Origin of the sequence: Kluyvera sichuanensis, from assembly GCF_040930405.1 — a bacterium.
GTDB lineage: Bacteria > Pseudomonadota > Gammaproteobacteria > Enterobacterales > Enterobacteriaceae > Kluyvera > Kluyvera sichuanensis.
In genome coordinates this window covers 4,808,706-4,826,541 of sequence record NZ_CP162271.1, presented here as the reverse complement: position 1 = coordinate 4,826,541, position 17,836 = coordinate 4,808,706, and the positions used below count along the sequence as shown (strand labels likewise).

The following is a 17,836-nucleotide window of genomic DNA, read 5'->3' as shown; positions in this document are numbered from 1 at the left end:
TCACCGCCTACTCGTCGAAGAACCAGTACCCCTGATTAATCAACGCCGTCAGCTCCACCACAAACGCAGGATTATGCAGCGCCTCGCCGAGCAACGTGCCATTCACTTCGGTATAGCGGCTCAGCGCGTCCATCGCCTGTGGCGCGCAGGTTTCCACCCGCTCACTGTTAATAAAGAAGCAGCCGCCGATATTCAGCACCCGCAGGCCGTTCAGACGACGCAGGGTTTCACCGTCTTCCAGCGCAGCAGCAACCTCTTCCGGTTCGTACGGCGGCTCGGCTGGTGCCAGATCCAGCTCATGACGCGGCGTGCTGATAAAGCTGCCGAACCACTGCTTAAAGTCATCCGGCTGGCGGATCATATCGATCATCATGGTGCGCAGACGCTCCAGCTCATGATCTTCCACTTTCCCCGCGTGTTCGCGGCAGGTCAGATCTGGATCGGTGTAGTACTTCTCGCCCAGATCGTTTTCCAACGCGTAGTCCGCAAAGCTGCTGATCAGATCGCGACCGTTCGGCCCACGGAAGCCAACGGAGTAGTTCAGCGTCGCTTCAAAGGTATAACCATCGTGCGGGAATCCAGGCGGAATATAGAGAATATCGCCCGGTTCCATTTCCACTTCGATAATTGGCGTAAAGGGTTCGACATGCAGCAACGCCGGGTGCGGGCAGTGCTGTTTTAACGGCAGTGCATCGCCCACGCGCCAGCGACGGCGACCCATGCCCTGGATAATAAATACGTCGTACGGGTCAATGTGCGGCCCCACGCCGCCGCCCGGCACCGAGAAGGAGATCATCAGATCGTCCAGTCGCCAGTCCGGCAGCACGCGGAACGGACGCACCAGTTCGGCGGAAGGTTCATGCCAGTGGTTCACCGCCTGCGCCAGCAGCGACCAGTTTTCCTCACCCAGATGGTCAAAATCTTCAAACGGGCCGTTACTGGCCTGCCATTTGCCGTCAGCGTGGCTGACCAGACGGCTATCGACTTCCATCTCCATTGCCAGACCGGCCAGTTCATCCGGGGTAATCGGGTCAACGAAGTTCGGGAACGCGTTCTTCAGGACGACCGGTTGCTTCTGCCAGTATTTTTCTAAAAATTCCGGCCAGTTGAGGTTCAGTTGATAAGCCATGTTTCTTTACCATCACAGTAGAGGAGTAGGCCCGATTATAAAGAGGCCCGCTGCGGGCCTCTTTGTGGTGAATCAATGTGGTGAATCAATTGCCGAGCCTTCTGCTTACACCGCGACGACGCGGTTACGCCCCTGCTGTTTGGCGCGATAAAGCGCCGCATCGCTGCTGTGGATAAGCTCGGCACCAATATCCGCCGGGCTCTGGATGCTGCAAACGTACAGCGGCGCATCCCAGGTCATCACGCCAAGGCTGATGGTCAACACGCCGCCAAGCGGGCTGGTTTCATGTTCGATATTCAGATCCATCACCCGTTCGCGCAGACGCTCGGCCACCGCTCGCGCCCCTTCTGCACCGGTATCCGGCAGCATGATTAAAAACTCTTCGCCGCCGTAGCGGCTGACGCTATCGTCAGGCCTCAGCCCTCCCCTCAGCGCGTCTGCCACCGCCTTCAGCACGCGGTCGCCCGCCTGATGGCCGTAGGTATCGTTATAGCGTTTGAAAAAGTCGAGGTCGGCCATGCACAGTGAGAGTGATGCCCCCTCACGCTGGGCGCGGGTGATTTCATAGTTCAGCCGTTCGTCCATGTAGCGGCGGTTAAATAATCCGGTCAGATGGTCCCGCTCGGCGTACTGCAGCAGTACCTGGTTAGCGCTGGCGAGCTGCTGCTCCGCCAATTTGCGGTCGGTAATGTCCATCCACGCGGAGGAGATCCCCGCCACGTTTCCGCCCGCGTCATACACCGGCATTGGCTTAATATAGAAGTAGCGTCCGTAGAGGAATACTTCTTTGCTGGTGATTTTCTCTCCGGCATCAAGTCGAATAAAATCCTGCTGAAACAACAGATTCCATTCCGGCATGATATCCCGCAGGCACTGGCCGATCAGCGCATCTTCCGGCTGCCCGAGCAGCTCGCCCATCGCTTTATTCGCTTTGGTGAGCTGTCCAAAACGGTTAATCACACACAGCGCCAGCGGTGTGTTCTGGTAGATAGACTCCAGTTGCAATACCCGTTCACCCAGCTGGGAGATATCGCGGTCGGTGCCGCGATAGCCGGTCAACTGACCCTCGGCATCGAACAGCGGAATACCGCTGGTTTCGATGATTACCGCGCTGCCATCTGCCCGACGGTTGCGGTTAATCATGCCGTTGAAGGGCTGCCGGGAAGCCAGAACATCGCCAAAGAATTTCTGCACCCGCTCCGATTCTGCCGGTTCCATAAAATCAAACGGCGCACGACCAAGCACCTCTTCAGGTGCGTACCCCAGCAGGTTATTCACCACGTTGGACACCCACACGTAGCGCCCCTGCGCGTCAACTTCCCAGATCCAATCCGTGTTGTGGTTGAGAAGATCCGCGAGCTTATCGGCTTCGCTCATACTCCCCTGCGCGAATTGCTTATCCATTGCTTTCCCGTCCTTTTCCGTTAGCGCCCCGCTTGCTTTATTACACGGTCAAAAAACAACCTCTCCATCAACCAATATATAATGAGTGGCTATTAAATAATCATGCCCTAAATGTAGCCATATCACGATTAAAAAAGCATACCTCGCAATAACATTGCCATACGAGCTTAGACTGATTAATGGTACCAATTAATTATCCATTGCAATAAATAACGTCAGACTAATACAAAATAAATTCGAATAACTTCTGATTATTAATCCATTCAATATTTAAAAAACGTCCCCCTGCCCGCCGTTCATTCCATCACCCCACATTATCAGCCCAACCACGGTCAACATCGAAGGTCGTCTCCCCCTCCGATCCCACAAAATCCGATCCGCGATCGCATTTCTAAATTATACAAATGCAAAATAATTGATCATTATCAAACTCATTGCTAGCTTGCATAGCAACTGACCAGAAAATGGCCGTCGGTGGTAAACGGAGAACGTCATGTCAAATGCTAAAGAATTTCACTGTGATCTATTGGTAGTCGGTACGGGCGCGGCGGGGATGTCTGCCGCCGTAACCGCAGCACATCAGGGGCTCGATGTACTGATGATTGAAAAACGTGACCGCTTCGGCGGCACCGCAGCGCGGTCAGGCGGATGGTTATGGATCCCCTGCACGAAGCTGGCACAAGCCTACGGCCACGATGATTCACCGGAGGCGGTGAAAACCTATCTGCGCCATGAAGGCGGATCGAGCTACAACGAAGCGCGCGTCTCGGCCTTCTTGCAGCACGGCCCGCAGGCGGTGGACTTCTTCTTGCAAAACACGGCGGTCGATTTTGAAATGCCGCTGACCTTCCCCGACTATCACGCAGAAGCACCGGGGGCGATGCAGGGCGGGCGCTCGATGGTGGCAAAACCGTTCGATGCCCGTGAACTGGGCGACAACCTCAAACACCTGGAGCCCGCGCTGCCTGAGCTGACGGTATTCGGCATGATGATTGGCTCTGGCAAAGATATTCGCCATCTGATGAACGCGACTCGCTCGCTGCAGTCAGCGGCCTACGCCGCGAAGCGCCTATCGAAGCATTTCTGGGAAACCCTGACGTTAGGACGCGGGATGCTGCTGACCAACGGCAATGCGCTGATGGGCCGTCTGGCAAAATCCGCATTGGATAAAAACATTCCTATCTGGCGCAACTCACCGATTCAGGCGCTGCTCTATGAAAACGGACGCGTAGTCGGGGCGAAGGTTAAAAAAGATAATGAAATCATTACTGTCTACGCGAATAAAGGGGTGGTGCTGGCCGCCGGTGGGTTCTCGCATGACGTCGAGCGCCGTAAAGCCAACTATCGCCACGCGCCTACCGGTAAAGAGCACTGGAGCCCAACGGTGGAGTCCAACACCGGCGACACCTTCAGGCTGTTTGAGGCGCTCGGCGGCAAAATTGATAGCCATCTGGCGAATGCCGCCGCGTGGTCTCCGGTCTCGCTGACAACACGCGCCGACGGCAGCCAGGGCGTGATGCCGCATTTTATTGACCGCGCCAAGCCCGGCGTGATTGCGGTCACCGCCAAGGGTCAGCGTTTTACCAATGAGGCCAACTCCTACCACGACTACGTACAGGCGATGATCAAAGCCTGTGAAGGGGAAAGCGAAACCTGCTCGTGGCTTATCTGCGATCACCCTACCCTGCGCCGCTACGGTTTAGGCAGCGTCGCCCCCTTCCCGCTGCCGATAGGCCGCCATCTGAAATCAGGTTATTTGCTGAAAGGAGCGACGCTGGAAGCGCTGGCAAGCCAGGCCGGTATTGACGCGCAGGGGCTAGCCAAAACGGTCGCCGCCTTTAATCAGGGCGCGATCGGCGGTCATGACCCAGCGTTCGGTAAAGGCTCGAAAGCCTACAACCGCTATCAGGGCGATGCCCTGCACCAGCCGAACCCGTGCCTGAAGGCAATCGAACGGGGGCCGTTCTATGCGGTGAAAATTCATCCGGGGGATATCGGCACCTACAACGGGATTCCGGTTGACGAACACTGCCGGGCGCTGGCCGAAGACGGTACGCCTATTGCCGGGCTGTATGCCATCGGCAACGACGCCACCAGCATTATGGGCGGCAACTATCCCGGCGCAGGGATAACCCTCGGCCCGGCCTTAACCTTTGGCTATGCCGTCGCGCAGTACATTGCCGGGCAGACGGTTGCCGGTGCAGAGCCTGTCATCAAAAAAGCGTCATAGCCCAGGAGCAGAAGCGATGAATAACGAGTTTAGCCTGAACGATAAATTGGTGTTAATTACCGGCGCGGCGCGCGGCAACGGTGCGGCGATGGCGGAAGGAATGGCGAAGGCCGGCGCGCGCGTGGTGCTGGTCGACGTGGACAGCGCGGCGGTCGAAGAGACGGCGGCGGCACTGCGTCATCAGGGCGCGAAGGTCTGGAGCTTTGGTGTGGACGTCAGCGATATTGAGAGCTGCGAAGCGCTGGCTGAAGAGGTGACGGCCAATATTGGTCACCTCGACGTGCTGGTGAATAACGCCGGAATTTTAAAGCGCATTCCATTTGATTCTGACGATGCCCACGAAGCACTACACCTGACGCTGTCGGTGAACGTGCTGGGGCCGTTTAATATGTGCAAGGCGTTCTTATCGTCGCTGATTGCCAGTAAAGGCAATATTATCAACGTCGCCTCGATCCAATCCTTCGTGGCGGCCCCTACCGCATTTTCTTACGCCGTTTCCAAAGGCGGCCTGGCGCAGTTGACCCGTACGCTGGCGGCGGAGTTGGCCGGGCACGGCATTCGTGTAAACGCCATCGCGCCGGGGGTAGTGAATACCGATATGACCACCACCACGCGGGAAAATAAAAGCACGCTTGAAAGCTATTTAACCCACATCCCGCTGCGGCGCGTGGCGTCGCCGCAGGAACTGGTGGGGCCGGTGACTTTCCTTGCTTCCAACGCCGCAAGCTATGTGACCGGCGTGGTGCTGCCGGTGGATGGAGGCTATCTGGTCAGCTAACGTGCCCTCCCGGCGTCGCGTTGCTCGGCCGAGCGACGCGACGCCGGGAAACTCCCTCCTCTCCGATGACTATGCTAGAGTACCTATCCTCTTCTTTCAGAAGCCAATCTGGAGCGCAGCGTCATCATGAAGTCGGAACAACGAGGGATTCAGAGCGTTGAGGTCGCCGGGCACATTCTGCGGATGATGGTCGAACAGTCCGCGCCGATGAGCCTGACCGAAATCGCCGAACGGGTCGACTCCGCCCCCGCCCAGATTTTCAGCTATCTGGTGAGTCTGGAACGCACCGGCATGCTCAAGCGCGACCCGGTGACGCAAAAGTACGAGCCCGGTTCGCTGTCGCTGCGTCTGGGGATCAACGCGCTGTACGCCGCGCCAAAAGTGAAAGCAGCAATTGCCGCCGTCGAACGTCTGGGCCAGCAGCACCAGCTGAATGTGTTTGTCGCCGTCTGGACGCGCTTTGGCCCGGTGGTCATTTTCTACCGCGAATACGGCATGGTGATGAACCTCGGCTTTAAGCAGGGCTCGGCCCTGTCGCTAACCCGCACCGCCACCGGCAAGCTGTTTGCCGCCCTGATGCCTGAAGCTGCATGTGACGAGATTATCCGGGCACAAACCTTCACCCGCGATGACCGCCAGTTGTTTAGCCGCGACGACTTCCAGCAGGCGCTGGCCCATATCCGCGAGCAGGGCCTGTCGATTTCCCGCAGCGTCCCCACCCCCTCCGTCTCGGCGCTCTCAGTCCCGGTGCTGGACGGTAACGGCAACCTACAGCTGGCAATCAGCGCCTTCTCGGCCTCGCATCAGCTGGATGAACAGAAACTCGTGACCATCGGCAACCTGTTAAAAGCGGAAGCCCTTGCCCTAAGCGGAGACGCCCAATGAGCGAAAAATCACAGCGTCGGGTACAGTCAGTGGAAGTTGCCGCCGATATTCTGGAATCGCTTATCGCCAGCGGTACTCACAAAAGCCTCAAAGAGATTGCCAGCACCGCACAGATGAGCTCGGCCAAAGTCTTCCCCTACCTGATTAGCCTGGTGCGCGCGGGTCTGGTGAGCAAAGACGAGCAGAGCGGCCTGTACAGCGCAGGTTCGCTGTCGCAGGAGCTAGGGATTTTAGGGCTGCACTATCTGAATCCGCAGCGCGAAGGGGAACGCGTTACCCGACTGCTTGCTGAAAGCACCGGGCACGGCGTGGCCTTAAGCGTGTGGGGCAACCACGGCCCGACGGTGATTAGCTTTACCGAGCCGCGCCATACGCTGTATAGCGAAATTCGTCTTGGGTCAGTGATGTCGCTAGCGTCGTCGTCCATCGGGCGCACCTTCTGCGCCTGGATGCCTGACGATATCATCGCTAATGCCTATAAAAGCGCGACCGGTCAGGCGCTGAGTAAGGCGAAACGTGAAGAGTTTCCGCAGATCCGCGCGTCCGGCCTGGATATGCAGCATGACGTACCGGTGCCGGGCATTAGCTCGGTCAGCGCACCGGTATTTGAACTGAGCGGCGCTATCTATTTTGCGCTGACGCTGTTTGATGAGACGCAGATACTGAACCTCGATGCCGACAGCCCTACCCTTGCCCTGCTTCGCCAGCAGGCGGCTGCGCTTTCCGAAAGCCTCGGCTTTAAACCGTAACGGCGTTCGGCCGGGCTACTTTCAAATCGTAGCCCGGCCAAGGCGCATGAGCGCCGACGCCGGAGAATCGACGGCCCCCTTAAGCCAGGGCTTCCGCTTCCATCATCACCGGATGAAAACGGCGTTTGAAATAGATAAGCCCGTGGCTCTCCGCTTCCCCCAATGCAATGTTCTGAATCTCCACCAGATAGACCAGATGGCTACCGATGGTCTGCACCTGACGAATTTCACCTTCCAGGCTTGCCAGCGACCCTTTCAGCACCGGTTGTTCCAGCACGCCGCGCTGCCAGCCGGAGAGCCCGAAGCGCTCGTCCATCGCCATACCGGTCATCCCGGCGAAGTGACGGGCCATGATCTCCTGCTCGTGGTTGAGCACGTTGATGCATAGCTTGCCGTTACCCTGGAATACCGGGTTCATCGCGCTGTTAGCGTTGATACAGACCATCACCGACGGCGGTGAATCCGTTACCGAGCAGACAGCGGTGGCGGTGATGCCGCAGCGGCCCGCTTCCCCTTCGGTGGTAACGACGTTAACGGCGGCCGACAGGCTGGCCATGGCATCGCGAAAACGCAGACGTTGTTCATCTAATTGCATTGTGACCTCCCGCTGCGAATTACTTCAGCAGCTTATCCAGCAGATTAATATCAGCGTTGTTGTGCAGGTGTGGCACCGTCCAGCCGTTCTGATCGTATTCAGACAGGCAGCGATCGACCATCGCCATCATTTTGTCCATGTTGCCGGAGGTTTGCGCCTGACGCAGACACTGCAGGCGGATCTCATCCTGGCTACCGGAGTAGTTAATTTCATACAGCTCGTGGCGGCCGCCGAACTCGCTGCCGATCGCATCCCACATCAGTTTTAAGATCTTGATACGCTCGACGTGATCCATCCCGTTGGAGCCGCGCACGTACTTCGCCAGGTACTGGTCGATCTGCGGGTTGTTCAGGTCACGGGCGCTCGACGGCAGGTAGATAAGCCCACTGGTGACGTTACGTTCAATGATGTTTTTGATCTTGGCGTAGGCCATCGGGGCCATCACGCGGTAGGTTTGCAGCGCCGCGTGGTCCGGCAGGTACGCGCCGTTAACCCACGGGGTCGCTTCAGAGCACATGGAGTCGCTCAGCGCCCAGAACATGTTGCGCCATGCCACCACTTCACCAAGATCCGCCTGCACGCCGCGGAACTCAGAAGTGCCGGTACACTCCAGCGATTTCTTCAGCAGGCCGGTAATGAAGTCGAGCTTCACCGCCAGACGTACGCACGCCTGCAACGGATACATACGGGCAAAACCGCCTTCCATCGTCCAGCGACGGCAGCGATCGAAATCGCGGTAGATCAGCACGTTTTCCCACGGGATCAGTACTTTATCCATCACCAGGATCGCGTCGTTCTCGTCAAAGCGGCTGGAGAGCGGATAGTCGTACGGTGAACCAGTTGCGCCCGCCACCAGCTCGTAGGAAGCGCGGGAAATCAGCTTCACGCCTTCGGCATCCATCGGCGCGACGAACATCAGCGCGAAGTCTGGGTTTTCGCCCATCACCTGCGCGGAGCCGAAGCCAATCATGTTGTAGTGGGTTAGCGCCGAGTTGGTCGCCACCACCTTCGCGCCGCTGACGATAATCCCGGCATCGGTCTCTTTTTCCAGCTTGATGTAAACGTCTTTCACTTCATCCGCTGGCTTGTGACGGTCGATTGGCGGGTTGACGATCGCGTGGTTGAAGTACAGGCCGGTTTCCTGAATGCGCGAGTACCAGTGGCGGGCATTCTGCTCGAACTGGCCGTAGAACGCCGGGTTCGCGCCCAGCGCGCTGCCGAAGGCCGCTTTGTAGTCCGGGGTGCGCCCCATCCAGCCGTAGGAGAGACGTGACCACTCGGCGATGGCGTCGCGCTGCTGCCGCAGGTCGTCGGCACTTTTCGCCACGCGGAAGAATTTGTGAGTGTAGCCGCCGCTGCCGGTATCGGTGTTCCAGCACAGCTTGTCCTGCATTTCCGGTTTGTGCAGCGCATCGTACAGCTGGCCCACCGAGGCCGCCGCGTTGCGGAACGCAGGGTGGGTGGTGACATCCTTGACGCGTTCGCCGTAGATGTAGATCTCACGGCCATCCTGCAGGCTTTTCAGGTACTCTTCACCGGTTAACGGGCGTTTGGTGTCTGCGCGGAAATCTTCAGGTTTCATTCGGGTACACTCCAGTATTCATCGGATTTGTTAAATTTATGTTTTGTTCTTGTTTCGTAATTGAAGCGTTTAAAGGGCAGACGGTGAAGAGACTTTTGGGTCAACGGCTGGTACTTTTCGGGCGAGGGGTGGTTCTGTGATCTGGGTAGGGTTTGGTGCGGTTCCCGGCGGCGCTTCGCTTGGCCGGGCTACACGCATATGTAGCCCGGCCAAGCGAAGCGCCGCCGGGGAAAAATCACGACACCGGTACTTTCTGTGCGCGAAACGCGCTCGGTGAACACCCCACTAAGCGGTTAAAAAAGCGGGCAAAATAGGCCGGGTCCTTAAACCCAAGCTGCCAGGCAATCTCGCTCACCGCGCTGTCGGAAAACAGCAGCAGCCGCTTGGCCTCACGCAGTTGCCTGTCGAATATCAATCTCTTCGGCGGGCGGTTGGCGAAGCGGCGGCAGATATCCGTCAGCCGGGATTCGGTCAGATGCAGCTCGTTGGCGTAGTCCGGTACCGTCCAGTGACGGTGGTAGTGGGTATCAATCATCTGGTTAAAGCGCTGGAACAGCTTCAGCTCGCCGCGTACGCCGCTGGCCGCGTGGTCGTCCAGCGGTGCGTTGCGCAGCAGCAGCGTGAACACCGCCTGCGCCAGCAGCACCAGCGTGTGCTCGCGTCCTGGCAAGTCGGACGTCGACTCGCGCTGAATCAGCCGCCAGTAGTGCGCCAGCGCCGCCAGCTCTTCAGGCTTGTCCGCCAGCGACAGGCACATCCCCGGCAGGCCGAACGCCTCCCGGGTGCCGGGATACAGCACCTCCAGCAGCGGCCAGACCAAATCTTCGCGAACCGTCAGCACGTGGCCGTCGCTATCCGACTCGGTGATAAACGCGTGCGGTACCGACGGCGGCGTCAGCACGAACAGCGGTGCCTGCACCGAATAGCGATGATCGTCGAGCTGCAGCTCAATCTGCCCGGTATCAAGAAAGTGCATCTGGAAAAACTGATCGTGTCGATGCGCCTGCATATCACGGCCAAAAAACGCCGCCATGCGGGCGAACGACTGATAGTGCACATCCTTGCTGCCGAGACTCTCCTCATACTCGGTGCTGATGTCGATATTGGTAATCGCACGCTGGCACATAGCGGCGGCTCCTTACGGCGTGGCGCGTGGGCGCGAGGATTTCATCGGGATCGCCCAGATAATCACCGACCCCAGCACCAGCAGCGCGGCGACAAACCACAATCCGCTGTTAAAGCTGCCGGTCACATCTTTCAACCAGCCGATCATAAACGGACTCAATGCCGATCCGATGTTGCCGGTGGCGTTGATCACCGCAATGCCGATCGCCCTCGCCCGCAGGCTGATGGACTGATCCGGCGTGGTCCAGAAGATCGCCATCGCGCTAAAGGAGCCGGTCGAAGCCATCACGATCCCCAACAGCTGGATCAGGCTATGGTTGGTGGCCGAGGCCAGCAGCCAGCCGGCGGCGGCAAACAGGAACGGCAGCGCCGTGTGGTGCTTACGCTCCTGGTACTTATCCGAATGGCGGCTCCAGTAAATCATGCCGAGAATAGTGCACACCTGCGGGATCGCCGCCATCAGGCCGATGGTGATGTTGCTGCTGCCCTCGTTAAAGCTCTTGAGGATCTGCGGCGTCCAGATGCTGATGGCGCTCAGGGTGTTGGTCAGGCAGAAATAGGCCAGCGTGTACATCAGGACGATCGGCGTAAATACCTCGCGCCACAGGCTGCGCTGCTGCATGGCGCTGTGGCTAATCGCGCCCTCAGGCTGCACCAGGGTCAGATGGTCTTTATCCATCATCTCCTGCAGGCACTTTTTATCCTCGTCGGTCAGCCATTTAGCCTTCGCCGGGGAGTCATCAAGCCAGTACCAGACCATCACGCCAAGCAGCACTGCCGGGAAGCCTTCCAGCAGGAACAGCCACTGCCAGCCGTGCATGTTCAGCAGACCATCCATCGACAGAATATAGCCCGAGACAATCGAACCCAGCGCGGTGGTCACCGGCATGGCTATCATAAACAGGGCGTTGGCACGGGCGCGGAAAAACGCCGGGAACCAGTAGGTTAAGTACAGCAGAATGCCGGGCAGGAACCCGGCTTCGGTGATACCCACCAGCATGCGCAGCACGTAGAGACTTTTCGGCCCGACGGCGAACATGGTGGCGGTGGAGGCGATGCCCCACAGCACCATAATGGTGGCAATCCAGCGCCGCGCGCCGACGATGCTCAGCATAATGTTGCTGGGAATACCGAATATCACGTAGGTGGCGTAGAACAGCGTGGTGGCAAGGCCGAACATGGTGGCGTTGAGGCCGAGATCCGCCCCCATCGTCAGCCCGGCAAAGCCGATATTAATACGGTCTAAGAATGAGAAGATAAACAGCACAAACAAAAACAGAACCAGACGACGAAACAGTTTGTTGATAACCGATTGTTGGCCCGCCGTCAGCTGCTTGTGCTGGTCAGCCGGGTTGAGTTGCTCCGGGATTGCAGGTGATGTGTCGCTCATTATCCTTTCCTCTGATGGGAATTTGCGTAGGGTGAAGCAGGTTTTGCCAGGGGCGCTGCGCTTGTCGGGCCTACGGATAGGCCGGATAAGCGCAGCGCCGTTCGGCAGGGGTTAATACACGCCGGACGAACCCAGCGAGGTTTTCTCCGCGCCAAAGCGCGCCGCCAGCGCTTCTGCGCCGCGGGCCAGCAGCGTGGTATCGACGCCGACGGCGACAAACAGCGCCCCCAGCTCCAGATAGCGCTTCGCCAGCGGTTCGTTGGCCATCAGAATGCCCGGCGCTTTCCCCGCCGCACGAATCTGCACAATGGCCTTTTCAATCGTCGCCTGCACTTCCGGGTGCTGCGGATTACCGGCATAGCCCATATCAGCGCTGAGATCCGCCGGGCCGATAAACACGCCGTCTACGCCGTCGACGTCGAGGATCTGCGCCAGGTTGCTGACCGCTTCGCGGGTTTCAATCTGCACCAGCACGCACATTGCGTCGTTAGCCTGGTGGATATAATCCGGCATGCGGTTCCAGCGCGATGCACGCGCCAGCGCACTGCCCACACCACGAATGCCCTGCGGCGGGTAGCGGGTCGCGGCAACCGCCGCCCGCGCTTCATCGGCGTTCTGCACCATCGGCACCAGCAGGGTCTGGGCACCTACGTCGAGCAGCTGTTTAATCTGCACCGCGTCGTTCCACGACGGGCGCACCACCGGCTGGCTTGGGTATGGCGCAATCGCCTGCAGTTGGGTCAGCACGGTCTGGACGTTGTTCGGCGCATGTTCGCCGTCAATCAGCAGCCAGTCGAAGCCCGCCCCCGCCAGCAGTTCAGCGCTGTAGCTACTGGAGAGCCCCAGCCACAGGCCAATCTGCGGCTGGCCGGCTTTCAGCGCGTCTTTAAAACTGTTCTTCATCATCGTCATTTCCTTTTATACGAACCGGCAGGTGATCGCGCCCATATTGCCGTAGTCGACGTGGAAAGTGTCGCCCTTACGCGCCGGTACCGGGCGGGTGAACGAGCCGCCGAGGATAATCTGCCCCGCTTCCAGCTGAACGTCGTACGGCGCCAGCTTGTTTGCCAGCCACGCCACGCCGTTGGCCGGATGATTGAGCACGCCAGCGGCGACGCCGGTCTCTTCAATCACGCCGTTGCGATAGAGCAGCGCGGAGATCCAGCGCAGATCCAGTTCGTCGGGCTTAATCGGACGGCCGCCGAGGATCACCCCCGCATTGGCGGCGTTGTCGGAGATGGTGTCGAACACCTTACGCGGTCGCTGGGTTACCGGGTCCACGTTGTGGCTGCGGGCGTCAATCAGCTCCAGCGCCGGGATCACGTAGTCGGTGGCGTTATAAACATCGAACAGCGTGCAGTTCGGTCCGCGCAGCGGTTTTGCCAGCACGAACGCCAGTTCAACTTCAATACGCGGCACGATAAAGCGGTCGGTCGGAATATCGCTGCCGTCGTGGAAGAACATGTCGTCGAGCAGCGCGCCGTAGTCCGGTTCGCTAATCTGCGAGCTGGCCTGCATCGCTTTTGAGGTCAGGCCGATTTTGTGGCCTTTGAGCGTGCGCCCTTCAGCAATCTTCATCTCAACCCATTCGCGCTGCACGGCATAGGCGTCTTCGATGGTAATGTCCGGGTAATCCAGCGAGACGGCACGGATCTGCTCACGCTGTTTTTCAGCCTGATTCAGCCGCTGGGCAATCAGGGTACGGGTTTGTTTATCGAGCATAGTGATTCCTGTGGCTGTGTTTTCTCCCTCTCCCTGTGGGAGAGGGCCGGGGTGAGGGCATCAGGCCGCTGAGGTGCCCCCTCACCCTAACCCTCTCCCCAAAGGGGCGAGGGGACCGACCGAGCACATGTCTTATTTAAATAACGCGTGCACGTTGTTCTGTTTGTAATTCAGCGTCGGGTGCAGCTCGTCCATCTCAAACGACAGCGCCAGATAGCGGCTGTCCATCAGCGTGGCGAAGTGGGCTTTAATCAACCCAAACAGCATCTCCCCCACCTCCTGACGGCTCTCCAGGCTGCGCCCGGTGCCGATTTTCAGCGTCATGTGCACAAACGCGTAATCGTGCTTACCGTCGGCCATCTGCCACGTATCCAGCCAGTGGGCGCGGCTGCGGATACCACCGATCGGGAAAATCCCGGTGGCGGCCAGCGCCTCGTTCACCTTGCCAAACAGGCCTGGTAAATCAGCCTGTTCACGGATGTTGGTGGTGCATTCAGCAATAAAGTGCGGCATGGTTGTTCCTCACGCGGGCAGCGGGAATACGGCGTTCACCTGCCCGGTACCGGAGCTGGCGAACAGGTCGGTGATAAACTCCACCTTGCCGTCGTACTTATCCCAGCCCAGCATCCCCAGCAGCATCACGGTGTCGTGCATATTGCCTTCGCCGTAGCAGTAATCGGCGTACTCCGGCAGCATGGTGCAAAACTCTTTGAACTTGCCTTCGCGCCACAGCTTGACCACGCGCTCGTCCATCTGATGATCGAACTCGCGGGTGTAGCTGTTCATTCCCTCTTCCGCGCGCTGGTCGTCGATAAAGCGGTGCGACAGCGAGCCGCTGGCAAACACCGCCACCGTGCCGTCGTATTTCTCGATGGCTTTCAGGATTGCTTCGCCCAGCCTGCGGCTATCGGCAAAGTCGTGCACGGTACAGAACGCCGAAATAGAGACCACTTTGAAGTGCTTATCGGCGTTCATATAGCGCATCGGCACCAGCGTGCCGTACTCCAGCTTCAGGCTCGGAATGTTGTGCGCCTTGGCGCGCACACCCAACGCCACCGCTTCATCGGCAATCAGTTGACCCAGCGCCGGGTTGCCTTCATAGTCGTAGGTCATGTCGCGGATAAAGTGCGGCAGCTCGTTGCTGGTATAGATGCCCTTAAAGCTCTCCGCGCAGTTGATGTGGTAGGCGCTGTTCACCAGCCAGTGGGTATCGAACACGATAATGGTGTCGACGCCCATCTCGCGGCAGCGCTTGCCAATCTCTTTATGCCCGTCAATCGCTGCCTGACGGCAGCCGAAGTTTTTCCCCGGAATTTCAGAAAGATACATCGACGGCACGTGCGTGATTTTTGCTGCTAACGCTAACTTACCCATGTCAAACTCCCCATTTCGGGATGGGATGGTCGCCCATAGAGATGCAGACGTTTTTCATCTCCGCGAACACTTCGAAGCTGTACTCGCCGCCCTCGCGACCGGTTCCGGAGGCCTTCACGCCGCCGAACGGCTGGCGCAGGTCGCGCACGTTCTGGGTGTTGACGAACACCATCCCGGCTTCGATACCGCGCGCCAGACGCAGCACTTTGCTGATGTCCTGGGTCCAGATATAAGAAGCCAGGCCGTACTCAATATCGTTCGCCAGGCGCAGACCTTCCGCCTCGTCTTTGAACGGCAGCAGGCAGGCTACTGGGCCAAAAATCTCTTCCTGGGCCACACGCATACGGTTGTCGACGTCCGCCAGCACCGTTGGGCGCAGGAAGTTGCCGTTCTTAAGATGCGCAGGCAGGTCGGTCGGTTTTTCCGGGCCACCGGCCAGCAGGGTTGCCCCCTCTTCGATGCCGAGGCGGATATAGCCGGAGACTTTTTCCCAATGCTGCTGGCTAATCAGCGCGCCGACCTGAGTATTCGGGTCGTTCGGGTCACCGACGCGCAGACGGTTGGCACGTTCGGCAAAGCGTTTGACGAACTCCGGGTAGATGCTCTGCTGGATAAAAATGCGCGAACCGGCGGTGCAGCGTTCACCGTTGATGGAGAAGATGGTGAACAGCGCGGCGTCCAGCGCCCGTTCAATATCGGCGTCTTCAAAAATCAGCACCGGCGATTTGCCGCCGAGCTCCATGGAATACTTCTTCAGCCCGGCGTTTTTCATGATGTTGCGCCCGGTGGCGGTGCCGCCGGTAAAGGAGACGGCGCGTACGTCATGATGGCGTACCAGCGCATCACCGGCGCTGGCGCCGTAGCCCTGAACCACGTTCAGCACGCCCGCCGGAATACCGGCTTCCAGCGCCAGCTCGCCCAGACGGTCGGCGGTCAGCGGCGACAGTTCGGACATTTTCAGCACCGCGGTGTTGCCCAGCGCCAGGCACGGCGCGACCTTCCAGGTGGCGGTCATAAACGGCACGTTCCACGGCGATACCAGCGCACACACCCCCACCGGCTGCACGAGGGTGTAGTTGAGCATCTTGTCGTCAACCGGGTAGGTTTTGCCGTTCATCTGCTGGCACACTTCGGCGAAGAACTCGAAGTTGTGCGACGCGCGTGGGATCAGCACGTTTTTGGTCTGGTGGATCGGCAGGCCGGTGTCGGCAGTTTCCATCGCCGCAATTTCCGGCACGTTCTGGTCAATCAGGTCACCCAGACGGCGCATCAGACGCGCGCGCTCTTTCATCGGCAGGTTAGCCCACTTCGGGAAAGCCTCTTTCGCCGCCGCGACCGCCTGGTTCACTTCCGCGTCACCGCCGGAGGCAACTTCTGCCAGCACCTCGCCGGTTGCCGGGTTGGTGGTGTGGAAATAGTCCTGACCGGCGACGTTTTTGCCGTTGATCCAATGGTTAATCTTTTTCATTTTGCAGACTCCTCGCTGACAATCCGGTTCACCAGGCGACCCACGCCCTCAACTTCCACCACCACTTCATCGCCCGGCACCACGTCGGACAGCCCTTTCGGCGTGCCGGTGGCGATCATGTCGCCCGGTTGCAACGTCATAAATTCGCTGAGGTACGAGACCAGGAACGGCACGCTGAAGATCAGATCCGCGGTGGTGCCTTCCTGACGCAGCTCGCCGTTAACATAGGTGCGCAGGGTGAGGTTATGCGGGTCGGGAATCGCCGCTTTAGGCACCACGTTGGGGGAGATCGGCGTCAGCCCATCGCGGCTTTTTACCCGCAGGTTCGGGCGGTAGTAGTTTTCCAGGTAGTCGCGGATGGCGTAGTCATTGCAGACCGTGTAGCCCGCGACGTAGTCCATGGCGTCGGCTTCGCTCACCTTGTGCGCGGTTTTGCCCATCACCACCACCAGCTCAGACTCGTAGTGCATGTACTCGACGTTGTCCGGGCGTACCGAAGTCTGGTTGTCACCATTGAAAGTGTTAGGCGCTTTGATAAACACCAGCGGCTCTTCCGGCGGCTTAAAGTCCAGCTCGCTGGCGTGGTCAGCGTAGTTCAGCCCCAACGCGAACAGCGTGCCATGGTCGTGCGGGCGCGGCACCGGGCGAGCGTCCGCTTCGGCAACCACCGGGTTTTCCAGCGGCGGGAAGCCTTCCGCCAACACGCGTACCTGGTCACCGGGACGCAGCGCAACGCGGCTGTGCGGGGTACCTATCAGAATGGCATCGCCTGGGTTCAGGGTGGCGAAATCGCTCAGGGCGCTCAGCAGCTCGGCGGCGCTGCGCTTAAGGTCAGCGGTGCTCCACTGGTCAGCATGACGACCGTTGATTTCGGTAATGATGGTCAGGTTGTCAACGTTATCAACGCTCACCACGTCACCCAACGGGCAGAAGCCGTCGCGGCATTTGGCTTTAATCGCCGGGCGGTAGAAGCTCTCTTCAGGCAGGCTGACTTCGTTCGCCAGCGCGTAACCGGCGATATAGTCTGCGGCTTCCTCTACGCGGACTTTACGGGCCGTTTTGCCCACCACCAGCGCCACCGTCGCGCCGCTTAATACCGTTTCACCCTGTGGGAACGGGATCGGCTGACCGCCTTCGGTAACGGTATTGTGCGGTTTGATAAACCAGACGGCGGTTTTAGGCGGTGCCTTGTAGGGCGCCTGCTCGAACGCGTCGCGCCAGGCATCAAGCTGGCTGCGGTGGTTGAGCGCCACGGCGAAAACGGTACCTTTCATTTACAGCTCCTCAGAGACGACGAACAATTCATTAATATGTTAATGATGTGTTTTATGCTTCCGCCGCTCATTTAGCAAACACAAGTCAATTTTTTGTGACTTGATTAACAATAATTTCACATAAAATAAAT

General features: G+C 58.8%; 16 protein-coding genes. 4 read left to right on the top strand and 12 right to left on the bottom strand.

The genetic code is table 11. The features are described from left to right. Positions 1–7: 7 nt before the first annotated feature. Positions 8–1,129, bottom strand: coding sequence for a JmjC domain-containing protein (locus AB2B48_RS22915; RefSeq protein WP_368300354.1), 1,122 nt, complete (start codon positions 1,127–1,129; stop codon positions 8–10). A gap of 105 nt (positions 1,130–1,234) precedes the next feature. After that, positions 1,235–2,533: a diguanylate cyclase gene (locus tag AB2B48_RS22910; protein WP_368300353.1), complete on the bottom strand. Its 1,299-nt coding sequence runs from the start codon at positions 2,531–2,533 to the stop codon at positions 1,235–1,237. A 493-nt stretch (positions 2,534–3,026) separates the two neighbouring features. Here AB2B48_RS22910 and AB2B48_RS22905 point away from each other — a divergent pair, with 493 nt between their 5' ends. The 4 genes from AB2B48_RS22905 (at position 3,027) to AB2B48_RS22890 (ending at position 7,175) form a co-directional block, all read left to right on the top strand. Beyond that, positions 3,027–4,763, top strand: coding sequence for an FAD-dependent oxidoreductase (locus tag AB2B48_RS22905; RefSeq protein ID WP_368300352.1), 1,737 nt, complete (start codon positions 3,027–3,029; stop codon positions 4,761–4,763). Positions 4,764–4,779: 16 nt separating this feature from the next. Then, the gene (locus tag AB2B48_RS22900) at positions 4,780–5,541 is read left to right on the top strand and encodes an SDR family NAD(P)-dependent oxidoreductase (protein ID WP_368300351.1); all 762 of its coding nucleotides are present in this window, start codon (positions 4,780–4,782) and stop codon (positions 5,539–5,541) included. A 126-nt stretch (positions 5,542–5,667) separates the two neighbouring features. Continuing rightward, the gene (locus tag AB2B48_RS22895; protein ID WP_368300350.1) at positions 5,668–6,426 is read left to right on the top strand and encodes an IclR family transcriptional regulator; all 759 of its coding nucleotides are present in this window, start codon (positions 5,668–5,670) and stop codon (positions 6,424–6,426) included. Further along, on the top strand, positions 6,423–7,175 hold the full coding sequence (locus tag AB2B48_RS22890) for an IclR family transcriptional regulator (protein WP_368300349.1): 753 nt from the start codon (positions 6,423–6,425) through the stop codon (positions 7,173–7,175). Before AB2B48_RS22895 ends, AB2B48_RS22890 begins: the two co-directional genes overlap by 4 nt. Before the next feature lie 79 nt (positions 7,176–7,254). On the opposite strand, the gene AB2B48_RS22885 is transcribed toward AB2B48_RS22890, so the two are convergent. The 10 genes from AB2B48_RS22885 to hpaG all read right to left on the bottom strand — a co-directional run bounded on the left by AB2B48_RS22885 (position 7,255) and on the right by hpaG (position 17,705). After that, a complete protein-coding gene (locus AB2B48_RS22885) occupies positions 7,255–7,770 on the bottom strand; it encodes a 4-hydroxyphenylacetate 3-monooxygenase reductase subunit (protein WP_333495212.1) in 516 nt (171 codons plus the stop codon). Between the two features lie 19 nt (positions 7,771–7,789). Beyond that, complete coding sequence (gene hpaB / locus AB2B48_RS22880; protein ID WP_035896538.1) at positions 7,790–9,352, bottom strand: 4-hydroxyphenylacetate 3-monooxygenase, oxygenase component; 1,563 nt, start codon at positions 9,350–9,352, stop codon at positions 7,790–7,792. A 235-nt stretch (positions 9,353–9,587) separates the two neighbouring features. Beyond that, positions 9,588–10,478 (bottom strand): 4-hydroxyphenylacetate catabolism regulatory protein HpaA, encoded by an 891-nt coding sequence (hpaA, locus tag AB2B48_RS22875; protein WP_368300348.1) that lies wholly within the window; start codon positions 10,476–10,478, stop codon positions 9,588–9,590. A gap of 12 nt (positions 10,479–10,490) precedes the next feature. Continuing rightward, the gene (gene hpaX / locus AB2B48_RS22870) at positions 10,491–11,867 is read right to left on the bottom strand and encodes a 4-hydroxyphenylacetate permease (RefSeq protein WP_368300347.1); all 1,377 of its coding nucleotides are present in this window, start codon (positions 11,865–11,867) and stop codon (positions 10,491–10,493) included. A gap of 111 nt (positions 11,868–11,978) precedes the next feature. Beyond that, positions 11,979–12,770, bottom strand: coding sequence for a 4-hydroxy-2-oxoheptanedioate aldolase (hpaI, locus tag AB2B48_RS22865; RefSeq protein ID WP_368301998.1), 792 nt, complete (start codon positions 12,768–12,770; stop codon positions 11,979–11,981). Positions 12,771–12,785: 15 nt separating this feature from the next. Next, complete coding sequence (gene hpaH, locus AB2B48_RS22860) at positions 12,786–13,589, bottom strand: 2-oxo-hept-4-ene-1,7-dioate hydratase (protein ID WP_220440524.1); 804 nt, start codon at positions 13,587–13,589, stop codon at positions 12,786–12,788. Positions 13,590–13,721: 132 nt separating this feature from the next. Then, positions 13,722–14,102 (bottom strand): 5-carboxymethyl-2-hydroxymuconate Delta-isomerase, encoded by a 381-nt coding sequence (locus tag AB2B48_RS22855; RefSeq protein WP_185667223.1) that lies wholly within the window; start codon positions 14,100–14,102, stop codon positions 13,722–13,724. 9 nt (positions 14,103–14,111) lie between these two features. Further along, positions 14,112–14,963, bottom strand: a complete 852-nt coding sequence (hpaD, locus tag AB2B48_RS22850; protein ID WP_185667224.1) for a 3,4-dihydroxyphenylacetate 2,3-dioxygenase — start codon at positions 14,961–14,963, stop codon at positions 14,112–14,114. Position 14,964: 1 nt separating this feature from the next. Further along, on the bottom strand, positions 14,965–16,431 hold the full coding sequence (hpaE, locus tag AB2B48_RS22845) for a 5-carboxymethyl-2-hydroxymuconate semialdehyde dehydrogenase (RefSeq protein WP_368300346.1): 1,467 nt from the start codon (positions 16,429–16,431) through the stop codon (positions 14,965–14,967). Then, positions 16,428–17,705: a 4-hydroxyphenylacetate degradation bifunctional isomerase/decarboxylase gene (gene hpaG, locus AB2B48_RS22840; protein ID WP_368300344.1), complete on the bottom strand. Its 1,278-nt coding sequence runs from the start codon at positions 17,703–17,705 to the stop codon at positions 16,428–16,430. The genes hpaE and hpaG overlap by 4 nt, the downstream gene beginning before the upstream one ends. Positions 17,706–17,836 lie beyond the last annotated feature (131 nt).

Excerpts from the sequence above, each read along its gene's own strand:
- hpaG (WP_368300344.1), bottom strand. The coding sequence starts at position 17,705 with ATGAAAGGTACCGTTTTCGCCGTGGCGCTCAACCACCGCAGCCAGCTT.
- AB2B48_RS22910 (WP_368300353.1), bottom strand. The coding sequence starts at position 2,533 with ATGGATAAGCAATTCGCGCAGGGGAGTATGAGCGAAGCCGATAAGCTC.
- AB2B48_RS22895 (WP_368300350.1), top strand. The coding sequence starts at position 5,668 with ATGAAGTCGGAACAACGAGGGATTCAGAGCGTTGAGGTCGCCGGGCAC.
- AB2B48_RS22855 (WP_185667223.1), bottom strand. The coding sequence starts at position 14,102 with ATGCCGCACTTTATTGCTGAATGCACCACCAACATCCGTGAACAGGCT.
- hpaD (WP_185667224.1), bottom strand. The coding sequence starts at position 14,963 with ATGGGTAAGTTAGCGTTAGCAGCAAAAATCACGCACGTGCCGTCGATG.
- AB2B48_RS22900 (WP_368300351.1), top strand. The coding sequence starts at position 4,780 with ATGAATAACGAGTTTAGCCTGAACGATAAATTGGTGTTAATTACCGGC.
- AB2B48_RS22890 (WP_368300349.1), top strand. The coding sequence starts at position 6,423 with ATGAGCGAAAAATCACAGCGTCGGGTACAGTCAGTGGAAGTTGCCGCC.
- hpaA (WP_368300348.1), bottom strand. The coding sequence starts at position 10,478 with ATGTGCCAGCGTGCGATTACCAATATCGACATCAGCACCGAGTATGAG.
- AB2B48_RS22905 (WP_368300352.1), top strand. The coding sequence starts at position 3,027 with ATGTCAAATGCTAAAGAATTTCACTGTGATCTATTGGTAGTCGGTACG.
- hpaI (WP_368301998.1), bottom strand. The coding sequence starts at position 12,770 with ATGAAGAACAGTTTTAAAGACGCGCTGAAAGCCGGCCAGCCGCAGATT.
- AB2B48_RS22915 (WP_368300354.1), bottom strand. The coding sequence starts at position 1,129 with ATGGCTTATCAACTGAACCTCAACTGGCCGGAATTTTTAGAAAAATAC.
- AB2B48_RS22885 (WP_333495212.1), bottom strand. The coding sequence starts at position 7,770 with ATGCAATTAGATGAACAACGTCTGCGTTTTCGCGATGCCATGGCCAGC.
- hpaX (WP_368300347.1), bottom strand. The coding sequence starts at position 11,867 with ATGAGCGACACATCACCTGCAATCCCGGAGCAACTCAACCCGGCTGAC.
- hpaB (WP_035896538.1), bottom strand. The coding sequence starts at position 9,352 with ATGAAACCTGAAGATTTCCGCGCAGACACCAAACGCCCGTTAACCGGT.
- hpaE (WP_368300346.1), bottom strand. The coding sequence starts at position 16,431 with ATGAAAAAGATTAACCATTGGATCAACGGCAAAAACGTCGCCGGTCAG.
- hpaH (WP_220440524.1), bottom strand. The coding sequence starts at position 13,589 with ATGCTCGATAAACAAACCCGTACCCTGATTGCCCAGCGGCTGAATCAG.